Here is an 11,636-nt window from a genome sequence, read left to right on the forward strand (position 1 = left end):
TATCTTGTAAGCCACCTGCAAAATGATCTCCAGTAGGGAATGCTGTAGTTGGTCCTACTGCTACCGTATAATATTGTGCAGTATTGTAGCCAACGTTTCTAGATTCAGTAGTTGTACCACCGTCAGCGGAGTAATATACACCACCATCATTTCCAAAAAGTACTTTGTTTGAATCATTATGTCCAAAAGCTGCAATATGTTGATCTGAGTGTACCTCTTGAAATCCAAAACCACCATACCAATGAGAAATTTGCGACCATGCAGTAGCTCCGTTTGTGGTTTTAAATAAATCAATGCCACCAGTAAAAACTATTTCATCATTAGCTGGACTAACATCTATTGGTAAATCATAAAAAGCTTGACCACGAGTAAAATCTGTTGCCTCAATATTAGTATCCGCATCATTGGGTAATGTTTTTGTTTGTACAGCGAATACTGGCACGAACGCCGAAGTTGTTTTTCTGATAGTTACACCTCCAGCGGCTAATTCTGCAAGTACGTATACTTTACCCGGATTTGCTGGGTTAGAAGAAACCGCAATTTGTGTTCTTGCGCCATCAGTAATGCTATAAGCTTGTGTAAATGTGTTTCCATCAGTAGATGAAAATATAATTCCACCACCGTCTCCATATAATTTACTATTGGTCGTAGATAGCCATACTTTACCATCCGATCCAATTTCAATATCGTTTGGACAATGTTTATTTCCATCGGCAGTTAGTGGAAGTGAAATCTCAGACCAATTTGCTCCGCCATCTGTAGATTTGTATAAGCCATAAGAAAGACCTCCAACTCTTGTAACAGCATTTGATGATCCATAAACGGCATCTGCGGCAGCAACATAGATTTCGGATGTTCCTCCATTATCTCTAACTTTTAGGTCATTTATATGTTGGATACCTGGTACAATTGTAGCAGTAAAGTCGCCACTTGCCGGGTTTAAAGATCCATTTACGGTACCACTTCCCATAGCTGCCTCAATAAGGTCACCATTTTCTTTAGTAATCATTACAGAAGGAATAGTGATGCTTGCATCTTCTCCTCCCATTGGAATAGGTTCACCAGAAACATTGTTTAACATGATAACCCCAATGGCACCAGCATCTTGCGCATTCTTTACTTTTTCAACGAAAGGACAGTCACCTCTTCTAATTATTGCTATTTTGCCAGTAGCATCAGCCCCAAAAGCATTACATGCTTCCGTTGGAACCCCAGTTGCATCATTTGCAAGGATAAAATCTGCTGTAATGACACTTGTTATTTCTGAACCGAAATTATCAGTTGGAAAAGATTCGTAGTCGCCTGCAACTCCAGCAGGACTATTAACTGTTATGTTTGAAGCAGAAACAAAATAACTAACACCAGTATTTCCTCCGAATATATTTGTCCAAGTTGCACCTGCATCAGTAGATTTCCAAATACCATCACCATTTACAGAGCCATCAGTATGTCCAACATACGATTCTCCAGTTCCAACATAAAAAGTACTTGTGTTGTTTGGGTCATGAGCTATACTTGAAACAGCTAAATTTTCAGGTATTCCAACTCTTACCCATTCTGAATTTGGGCTACTAATATTGGTGTTTTTCCATAAACCTCCTGCAACTCCACCAGCAAAAACTGTATTATCAGTTGCATCATTTGGATCAAACATTACGGCTCTAGTTCGTCCACCCACATTGTTAGGCCCACGGTCTATCCATAAATTGTCAGCTTTATCACCTGGTGTACGAGATGCAAAATTGGTTGCTAATAACTCTTTTTGAAGCTCTGCAACTTTAATTGGTGTTGGTCTTCCTAATTCTGGATTCATTGTTAAAACCCATTGTTCCTCGTTATATTTATTTGGAGGAATACCTGCTTTTTTACGATCCGCTTTTGAAAGTTTTAATGTTTCGGTAAAGGGATGCGTATTCAGGTTCTTCTTATGAATTTCTTTAATGCTTTCAGCCTTAGAAATACTATCATTGTTTTGTGAAGTGTTATTTGAAATCCCAATGATTCCAACTATGGCTAAAAGAGCCAAAGCACTAATTTTGTAAATTTTTTTCATCTTTTTTTTTACTAAAATAGTTTAATTCTATTAAAAATTAAAATGGTAATAGTTAATGTTTTTACAAAATAAAAGCCAGTAATTAATTACTGGCTTTTACGAATTTGTATTATTTAATTAAATAGTCAATTTAGACTTAATGCATAAAGCATATAATTAAAATGCAGATAGTGTATAATTATAACCATTAGCCACTTCTAAAACCACTATTAAGCCACCTAATCCATCAGCTGATGATAATGTATAAGCATCAGTTGATAATGAACCAGAATTGTCAAAGAACTCTTGATCCCAACTTAAGGTAACAGGAATTGTATCAGTAAACCCTAATCCAGAATAAGGATTGCTCCATAGGTCTGTAACTAAATAGTACGTTCCATCTGGCAACCCACTTAAGAAATCGTGTTCTGGACAAGCAGAAGATCCTAAAACATAGCCCAAGTAACCAAATGCACCATCGTAAAGGATTAAATCAAAATCGATGTCGCAAAATGAATCGATTGTTACATCGCCATCTGAAGCTGCACCATCCCAAGATAATGTTAACTCTAACTGATCATTAATATAATCATTTTCAATAGTTGCAGAAAATGTATAAGGCGTTACATTAAAGTTCGCTCTAGATTTACCAGTTATTTGTAAAGTCTCACTACCTTCAATGTCTCCTGTTTGTAATATGTCAACAGTTGCAGAGCCAGTCAAAGATCCTGCAGGAATTGTTATTGTATGAGCTTCATAATCGCTTGAGCTTGCAGTTCCTCCAGATTTTACCAAATCAATTACTGCATCAACAGGTTGAGCCGAAGCTAATGTTGCCGTAATTTCAATTTGAAAAGTACTTGCATCATCAGCATTAATAGCACTTTCATCAAACATTGTTGGTGAAGAAGATGATAAAGTTACTGTAGCAGGGGAATAGTTTATTACTGAATCCCCAGTATTATCATCTTCAGACTCACACGATGTGAATGCTAAACATGCTAGAGCAAATACTCCAATTTTATTTATTATATTTTTCATAATATTAAAAGTATATTTTAATTAGTTTTTATACATAGTCCATGTTGTTCCTATAGCTCCAATGCCACCTACGGTTATGTCACTCCATACTAAATTTCCATCAGCATCAACAAATCCATTTCCAGCAACAGGATTACTTGCTGCAAATCTCCAATCGTTAATATCGAATGAAATCATACCACAAGTATCAGTAAACCTTACCCAATAACCGGAAGTAGGCCATCCTATCATTTGATCACTTTCATATAGACCTGGAGAAACTTCAGTAACGTTATAAATAGCAGGACCACTTGTATAATTAATAGTATAAGATCCAGCCAAATTAGAAGCACAGTTTACAACTAAAGAATAATCACCCATTGATGAGTTAAAGTAGTAAACACTTCCATCAGTTTTATAAATTTTAGTTTTAAAGTTTAAAACATCACCAATTCTTAAATCAGTAGCTGCAACTCCAGTTCCGGCTAATAGTTCATCTAATGAAGCAACCTCTAGGTTGTAAGGTAAAGAAGTACTCTCTCCTAAAGAAATTTCTTCTCCACCGTTATAAGACTTTACGATTTCTATTTTTTGTAAGCTTGTAATAGAACCGGCAGTTTGATTAACTGTCATATTCAAATATGCATTAGTAACAGTTACTTCAGCATCTCCTAAATCAACACCAGGTGCTGGGTTTCCTAAAATAGAACTATTAGAAGTAGCAGAGACATTTACTAAAAGTCCAGCTTCATCTTTTATTTCAGCTACAGTATCAGCGTCTGTTCCACAAGAAGCAAATGCAACCACGGTTACAATTGCTAATAATATTTTTCTTAAATTTTTCATTTTTTCTTTTTTTTTAATTTTGCCACCAAAGTGGTGTAGTTAAATTATCTGTCCCTTGTTTTGCAACAGCTGCTGTATAATTTGCATTATTAAGCGACTGTTGTGATAACGGGTAATTATATCTAGATGGAATACTAGTTTCAACCGCATCAATAGCTAAAGGCAATGTAGGTACACCTGTACGTCTATATTCTGCCCAAGCTTCATAACCTTGCATGTATAAGGCTACCCATAATTGTTCTCCAATTTGAGTTAAACCTGTAGCACCTGGAGCATAATTAATTGAAGGAGCACCACTTACACCATTGTCGGCTACAGATGCAGCAATACCCATGTTAAAGTAATCAGTAGCTGTACCAGTTGAAATATATCCTCTTTCTGCAGCTTCAGCCATTAATAAGCTTAAATGTGCATAGGTCATAAAATAATAAGGTTGCTCAGCTTCTAAATATTTTTCTCCAATTAGTGAAACATTATTAGAATCTCCATAGAAAGAGTCTCCAATAGCTCTAATACCAGCAGGTTTACCAACATAACCACCGCCAGAACCGTTACCACCAACTTCTTGAGCGTAAACAGGTAATCTTGGGTCATTAGAATTAATCATGTAGTTTACAAGTTCTTCTCCTAAGCACCATTCTGTATCACGACCACCATCAACAAGTGTTTCATAAAAAGGATTCGCATTTGGAGCAGCTGAAAGATAAACTAATTGAGCTTGATCAGCATTACTAGAAAATAAATTTCCAGAAGTGGCTAAAGCTTGTAATTGAGCATTAGCATTATAACCACCAGATGCAGCACGCATCAATATTTTAAATTTAAGAGATGCTGCGTATTTTTTCCATTTAGTCCAATCTCCACCGTACATTAAATCTTGGCTTGAATCAATCGATCCCGTTCCGTTCAATAATGTCATAGCTTGATCTAACATAGATAAAAGTGCTGGATAAACAACTGTTTCACTATCATCATAAATTGGTGTAATATTTCCAGCATCACCTAAAAGTGCTTCAGACATAGGAATATCTCCATAAATATCTGTTAATAACTGGAATGCGTTAACTTTTAATACTAAAGCTACACCTTCTAAATTACTGTTCCCTTGATCATTGGCTAATTGCTGCATAATAGATGCATCCTTAGCTACAACGGTATATAAATTCTGCCATACACCATCAATAGTTGTTTGTCTAGGAATATATAATTCGTTGGTATTGTAAACAGGTTTTCCTAGGTGTTGTACCCAGCAAGAACCAGTTTCTCCACCGTTAAATGCACTTCCAGCGGTATTACCAGTACCTCTAATAACGCCTGCAAGTAATAATTCAGCAGGAACCGCACTTGGATCATTTGGATTTGAATTGACTTCTTCAAAACCGCTATCGCAACCAGTAAACATAAAAACTGGGCTGATAGCTAAAAGTAATATTAAATATTTAAGTTTTTTCATTTTCATTTTTTTTTAGAATTTAACATTTAAGCTAAAACCAAGACTTCTGGTTGGAGGAATTTGAGCGTATTCAAGACCTTGTTGACCTGTTGCACTACTAAAAGCAGATTCTGGATCAATATGTGGCACTTTTCTGTAAAGAATAGCTAGATTTCTCGCAGTAAGTCCAAGCGAAATTTGATCTACAGCTATGTTTGTAAATAATTTAGCTGGAAGTGTATACGTTAATGATAGTTCTCTCCATTTTACAAAAGAGGCATCATAAACTGAAGATTCAGCGATGTTTTGAGAATAAGTAGAACCAAAATGAGTTTGAGCTGGAACAACAACGTTGTTTTCAACATATCCACCGTTACCGTCAGACATTACACCTACACCAATAACACCAGTTTCTCTTCCGGCCATAGTTTCTTCAAGAACACCTGCTAATTTACCCCAAGAGTTTGTTTGAGAATAAATATCACCACCTTGCTTAACATCAAATAATGTGGTCATTCTAAGGTTTTTGTATGACATGTTAATTCCTAAACCACCGGTCCAATCAGCATTAATATTACCTAATACTTTGTTAGTTGGGTCTATTTGAGCAATACCGTTAACATATATAATGTCTCCAGCATCAGTTCTTGAAAACGCAGGGCCATATAATGCACCTACTGCTTCACCTTCTTGTGCTATAACATCAACATTCCATAATCCACCTAATACTACACGTCCATTGTTAGTTGTTGGATCATCATCAATGTTTTGAGCTTCACCAACGTTTTTAGCAAAGTTAACATTGAATCCTAAATTAAATCCATCATCATTTTTGATAACATCTGCACCAATAGTTAACTCAATACCTTTGTTTGTAATATCGGCAACGTTGTCCCAATAAGCAGTATTACCTGAAGATGGGTCAATATCTTTTGCCATAATAACATCTGTAGTTTCCTTGTTATAGTATGTGAAGTCTAAACGAAGTCTACTTTTCAATAAACGAGCTTCAAATCCAACTTCTTTTTCTACAGTATCCTCATTTTTGATATTTGGATTCCATAAAGTACTTGGAAAAAATGCAACTGGTGTAGTTCCCCATGGTTCACCTGAAAATGAAAAACTAGGTTCGATACTATAAGGAGCTAATGGTCCTGCACTACCAGTTTTAGACCAACCACCTCTTACTTTTAAATATGAAACTACATCATTTGACATGTTGAACATATCACTAAGAATAGCACTTCCTGTTACACTTGGGTAAAAGAAGCTGTTGTTTTGTAATGGTAAAACAGAAGCCCAGTCATTTCTTCCTGTAACATCTAAGAATAAAAAGTCTTTATAAGAGATACCCATAAAACCGAATACACTATTGATTTTTCTATCTTGTTGTTCTTGGAATAATTCAGGAGTTACACCATCTCTAGTGTTAGAAATATTGAATAATCCTGGAATTTGTAATTCAGGAGCAACCATTTGCAATCTATGGTAATCGTTAACCATGTTGTTACCACCAATGTTAGCATTAAACTTAACATCCTCACCGATATTAGTGTTAAAACTTAAAATAGCTTGAGAGTTTATTTCGTATCTAGTACGTTGAAATTCTTCATAACGACCTCTAACATCTTGATATGTACCAAAAGCACGCTTTTTTGTGTCTAATGAATTGAAGTAATCAATACCAGTTTGAGCACTAAAAGAAAGTTTATCACTTATTTGATAATTAACAGAGAAATTTCCTAACAATCTATTTCTATCAAAACTATTAGTGTTCGTGTCTAATGACCAATATGGGTTGTTGTTGTAAGCTAAATTCCAGTTTATTGGAGTGGCAACATCAGCACCAGCAGCAAATCCTGTTGGAAGGTTTTTCCAATCTCTTAAAGCATTCCAATCAACATTACGTCCAGACCATACTATCTGTCCTAATTGGTTGTTTGCGTCTCCATAACCAACAGCAGGTAAGTTATCACTATGTGTTTTAATATAGTTAGCACTTAAGCCTACAGACCATTTATCAGATAAATTTAAATTTACCTTTCCACTAAAATTATACTTTTTTAAATCTGTATTATAAAGAATACCTTTTTGATCCGTTAAACCAATTGAAATTCTTCCATCATAATCTTCATTTCCTTTAGAAAATGAAAGGTTATTATTAGTTGTAAGTCCAGTTTCAAAAAAGTTTTTAATGTTATCTGGTTGAGATACCCATGGTAATGCTTCTCCGTTTTCAGAGTTCCATTGTATGAATTCTAAGCCAGCATCTAATGCAGGACCCCAACTTTCATCAACACCACCGTCTCCAGTAACACCATCAGTAAATTCAAAATAGGTAGAGCTTGGCCCTTGACCATAAGAATTTTGGTAATCAGGTAATACATAGGCATTTTCAATACTTACGCTTGAAGAAAATTCAATACCTAAGTTGTTATTGTTTTTACCAGATTTTGTAGTAACTACAATTACACCATTTGCACCACGCATTCCATATAAAGAAGTTGCAGCACCACCTTTTAATACATTCAGCGAAGCAATATCATCCTGATTTAAATCGGCTAAACCATTTGGTGTACTATTACCACCAGAATTTGTGGAATCACCATAAGACGTGTTATCCATTACAACACCATCAACTACTACTAAAGGTTGAGCATCTCCACTAATAGAAGAAATACCTCTAATTACTATTCTACTTTCAGCACCAACGGCACCAGAAGCACTAGTAACACTTACCCCAGCAATTTTACCACTTAAAGAGTTTACAATGTTGGCATCTCTAACAGTTGTGATATCCTCAGAGGATACACTTTGAGTAGAATAACCTAAAGCTTTTTCTTCTCTTTTGATACCTAACGCAGTAACAACCACTTCTTCTAATGCTTCTGCATCTTCTTGCATAGTAACATTAATAGAGTTGGATGCACCTACTTTAACTTCTTTGGTTGTATAACCAACAAAACTGAATATAAGGGTACTCCCTTGATTCGTGTTTATTGAATATTTTCCATCGAAATCTGAAGATGTACCTGATGAAGTACCTTTTACTAAGACTGTTGCTCCAGGTAACGGTAAACCAGAACCATCTGATACTATACCTGAAATTGTCTTTTCTTGTGCAAACGATAGCTGCACAACAAACGCTAGTAATAGCGTTAGAATTCCACTAAACTTTGTTTTCATTTTATAATTATTTGAATTAGTCAATGCCAAAAATCATAAAATAAAGTTAATAAAACAATAAATAATGGTTAAAATTTGATAAAAAGCTCGAATTTTTAAGAAAATGATAATTTGAAGCTAGAATTTAGAGGTCAAACTGAGGTGTATTTTAGAATTTGATAGTTTAAATGGTGTATTCTCATTTTTGCCATTTGCATAGTTGAATCGTAAAAGCCCAGATTTTGTAAGAATTGCAAACCCAAAACCGTATCCAAATAGTTTTTCTTTAGTGTTGATAGTTTTGTTTTCAAAATAGCCAGCGTCAAAAATGCTGTGGATATAAATGGAGTTGTTTAATTTTAGTCTGTATTCTGAATTTAAAACGCCATAAAGTGAGGCGAAAATGCTATTTTCTTCAAAACCTCTTATGGAATTGATGCCACCAAATCTTAAAAGTTCATTTTCGAAATATGAATCTGAAATTAAATTAGAACCAGTAGCTCTTATGTAAATATTGTTTTTTGGGTTTAATTCGAACATATTCGATGCTTCTAAAGTAAATTGTGATTGACTAATTTTTTCAAAAGTGGTTTTTCTTTGGCCAAAACCAGTTTCAAAGTAATATTCAGTTTTAAGTGGAAAAAGTAAGTTATTTGATTGGAGTTTTAAAAATTGAAATGCAATGGTGTAATGTTGGGTTTTGTAATCGGAAATTAAAGAACTACTAGGCTCATTAAGTAGATTGTTAGACTCGGTGGAAACAATCCCTGCAAAGATTTTATTTTTTGAATTTATTTGATAATGTAATTTGGCTGATTGATTAACAGTTGTAAACGAGGTATCTTTTTTAAATATTCTTAGTAGTAGATCGGCGCCAATAGGGGTTTTAAATAAATAAGGTAATGAAATATTAGTTTCAAACGTTTTTTGATCGTTTTCATCACTCTTGTATAAAAGTCTAAATGATTCTCCAAAGTTTAAATTATTGGTCAGATTAAGGTTAAGGTAGCCGTCAAATTCTAATTTGTTGGTTTCATCATTCGTTCCAAACCCTAAATAGCCATCAAAATTGTTACTTCTAGCTTTTTCAAGATATAGATATAAGGTTGTAGAGTCTTTTGAGAATAAAACTTCAGGCGATTTAAGCTCATTTGCAAAGTTTAAATTTTTTAATTGTTCTGTTTTATTCTGAATGGTGTTTAAATTAAAAACTTGCTTTGGTTTAATTTTTAGAAAGTGTTTTAAGTATGAACGTGGAAATTTTTCATAGCCTTTAATAATGATGTTATCAATAGTTCTTTTTTGTTTTGTATTATCGGTAATTAAATGAGCTTCTATATTTATTGAATCTTTTATTTTTAGGTCTGACAATTTTAATTTAGAAAATGGGAATCCTTTTTTTGCTATTCCAGTATTGATAATATGAAGTGCGTTTTCAACTTCGGTAAAATTTAAAATAAAATAATCATCAAATACTTCTTTAGAGATGGACTTTAAAATAGCTAAATCTACTTCGGTTTGATTGTAGTATATATATAAGGACTTGAATTTGTTTTTTAGCTGAATTTCGTAATAGTAAGTGGAATCGTTTATTTTTTTTAAAGCTTCAGGTTTATTTTCAATATATCCCAAGCGGAAAAGTGTGTTTTGAAAAGATTCTGCTTCATATTTTATTGATAAAAAATCTTTATGACTTTTAAAATACCCAATGGAATCTATAATAGTTGTTTCTATATCAATTTTACTATCGATTCTTAATGTCAAATTTTGACAAAACCCTTTCGATGAAAAAAGCACATATATAATAAGGAGTATAAAGGAAGTTTTTTGCACGTTTATAACTACTTTTTTTTCTGTAAATCTAACGGAAAATCCAAGCTTATAATATAGAGAATTATATTATTTTTGAAAACTATTAAAAATTAACCAATTAGGGTTTGAAATATTCATTTTAATTTCTACCTTTGCAGCCCTCTTAAAAGAGGATAATAAAATTTATATATAATATATATGCCAACAATTTCGCAATTAGTAAGAAAAGGAAGAGCCAAAATAACCAAGAAGAGTAAATCGGCTGCTTTAGATTCTTGTCCGCAAAGACGTGGTGTGTGTACTCGTGTTTACACGACGACTCCTAAAAAACCTAACTCAGCAATGCGTAAGGTAGCAAGGGTTCGTTTAACAAACGGTAACGAGGTTAATGCATACATTGGTGGAGAAGGACATAATCTACAAGAGCACTCGATAGTATTGGTTAGAGGTGGAAGGGTAAAAGATTTGCCAGGAGTTAGATATCACATCGTTCGTGGTGCCTTAGACACAGCAGGTGTTGCAGGTAGAACACAACGTAGATCTAAGTATGGTGCAAAACGCCCTAAGAAGTAATTAAACTTTAAGAAGAAGACATGAGAAAAAGAGCAGCAAAAAAGAGACCGCTTTTACCGGATCCACGTTTTAACGACCAGTTAGTAACTCGTTTCGTTAACATGATGATGTGGGATGGAAAGAAATCGGTAGCTTTTAAAGTATTTTACGATGCAATTGACATTGTAGACTCAAAAAAAACTGACGAAGAAAAAACAGCTTTAGAAATCTGGAAAGATGCTTTATCAAATGTGATGCCTCACGTAGAAGTACGTAGTCGTCGAGTTGGTGGTGCAACATTCCAAATTCCAATGCAAATTCGTCCAGACCGTAAAGTTTCGACAGCAATGAAATGGCTAATTAGCTATTCACGTAAAAGAAACGAAAAATCTATGGCATTACGTTTAGCTTCAGAGGTTTTAGCAGCAGCTAAAGAAGAAGGAGCGGCTGTTAAGAAAAGAGTAGATACTCACAAGATGGCAGAAGCAAACAAAGCATTCTCTCACTTTAGATTTTAATAGGAAATGGCAAGAGATTTAAAATTAACAAGAAATATTGGTATTGCTGCACATATTGATGCAGGAAAAACCACTACTACAGAGCGTATTCTTTATTATACAGGAGTTTCTCATAAAATTGGAGAAGTACATGATGGTGCTGCAACAATGGACTGGATGGAGCAAGAGCAAGAAAGAGGTATTACAATTACGTCTGCTGCTACAACTTGTGAATGGGTGTTTCCAAGATTAAATGGAGAACCAACAGATGATTCTAAAG

Annotated in this window: 9 protein-coding genes; 3 read left to right on the forward strand and 6 right to left on the reverse strand. The window is 34.3% G+C overall.

What is annotated here, in order from left to right:
* The 6 genes from WBN21_RS05525 to WBN21_RS05550 form a co-directional block, all read right to left on the reverse strand.
* A partial coding sequence (locus tag WBN21_RS05525) for a PA domain-containing protein (RefSeq protein WP_424198285.1) occupies positions 1–2,053 on the reverse strand: 2,053 nt, incomplete at its 3' end.
* Positions 2,054–2,209: 156 nt separating this feature from the next.
* Complete coding sequence (locus WBN21_RS05530) at positions 2,210–3,073, reverse strand: hypothetical protein (RefSeq protein WP_424198286.1); 864 nt, start codon at positions 3,071–3,073, stop codon at positions 2,210–2,212.
* 21 nt (positions 3,074–3,094) lie between these two features.
* Positions 3,095–3,898, reverse strand: coding sequence for a hypothetical protein (locus WBN21_RS05535; RefSeq protein ID WP_424198287.1), 804 nt, complete (start codon positions 3,896–3,898; stop codon positions 3,095–3,097).
* A 13-nt stretch (positions 3,899–3,911) separates the two neighbouring features.
* Entirely contained in the window at positions 3,912–5,351 is a 1,440-nt protein-coding gene (locus WBN21_RS05540; protein ID WP_424198288.1) for a SusD/RagB family nutrient-binding outer membrane lipoprotein, read from the reverse strand.
* 12 nt (positions 5,352–5,363) lie between these two features.
* The gene (locus WBN21_RS05545; RefSeq protein WP_424198289.1) at positions 5,364–8,516 is read right to left on the reverse strand and encodes a SusC/RagA family TonB-linked outer membrane protein; all 3,153 of its coding nucleotides are present in this window, start codon (positions 8,514–8,516) and stop codon (positions 5,364–5,366) included.
* 117 nt (positions 8,517–8,633) lie between these two features.
* Positions 8,634–10,259 carry a POTRA domain-containing protein gene (locus WBN21_RS05550; RefSeq protein ID WP_424198290.1) on the reverse strand — a complete coding sequence of 542 codons (1,626 nt, stop codon included), beginning with the start codon at positions 10,257–10,259 and terminating at the stop codon, positions 8,634–8,636.
* A gap of 246 nt (positions 10,260–10,505) precedes the next feature.
* Between WBN21_RS05550 and rpsL the strand changes: the two genes are divergently transcribed.
* The 3 genes from rpsL to WBN21_RS05565 all read left to right on the forward strand — a co-directional run.
* Positions 10,506–10,880: a 30S ribosomal protein S12 gene (gene rpsL, locus WBN21_RS05555; protein WP_008269190.1), complete on the forward strand. Its 375-nt coding sequence runs from the start codon at positions 10,506–10,508 to the stop codon at positions 10,878–10,880.
* Positions 10,881–10,900: 20 nt separating this feature from the next.
* The gene (gene rpsG, locus WBN21_RS05560) at positions 10,901–11,377 is read left to right on the forward strand and encodes a 30S ribosomal protein S7 (RefSeq protein ID WP_034043281.1); all 477 of its coding nucleotides are present in this window, start codon (positions 10,901–10,903) and stop codon (positions 11,375–11,377) included.
* Between the two features lie 6 nt (positions 11,378–11,383).
* The coding region (locus WBN21_RS05565; protein ID WP_424198291.1) for a GTP-binding protein at positions 11,384–11,636 on the forward strand (253 nt) is incomplete at its 3' end.

The organism is Algibacter sp. (assembly GCF_049667265.1).
Taxonomy (GTDB): domain Bacteria; phylum Bacteroidota; class Bacteroidia; order Flavobacteriales; family Flavobacteriaceae; genus Algibacter_B.

Coding starts and splice junctions, on each gene's coding strand:
- rpsL (WP_008269190.1), top strand. CDS start 10,506: ATGCCAACAATTTCGCAATTAGTAAGAAAAGGAAGAGCCAAAATAACC.
- WBN21_RS05530 (WP_424198286.1), bottom strand. CDS start 3,073: ATGAAAAATATAATAAATAAAATTGGAGTATTTGCTCTAGCATGTTTA.
- WBN21_RS05545 (WP_424198289.1), bottom strand. CDS start 8,516: ATGAAAACAAAGTTTAGTGGAATTCTAACGCTATTACTAGCGTTTGTT.
- WBN21_RS05535 (WP_424198287.1), bottom strand. CDS start 3,898: ATGAAAAATTTAAGAAAAATATTATTAGCAATTGTAACCGTGGTTGCA.
- rpsG (WP_034043281.1), top strand. CDS start 10,901: ATGAGAAAAAGAGCAGCAAAAAAGAGACCGCTTTTACCGGATCCACGT.
- WBN21_RS05540 (WP_424198288.1), bottom strand. CDS start 5,351: ATGAAAAAACTTAAATATTTAATATTACTTTTAGCTATCAGCCCAGTT.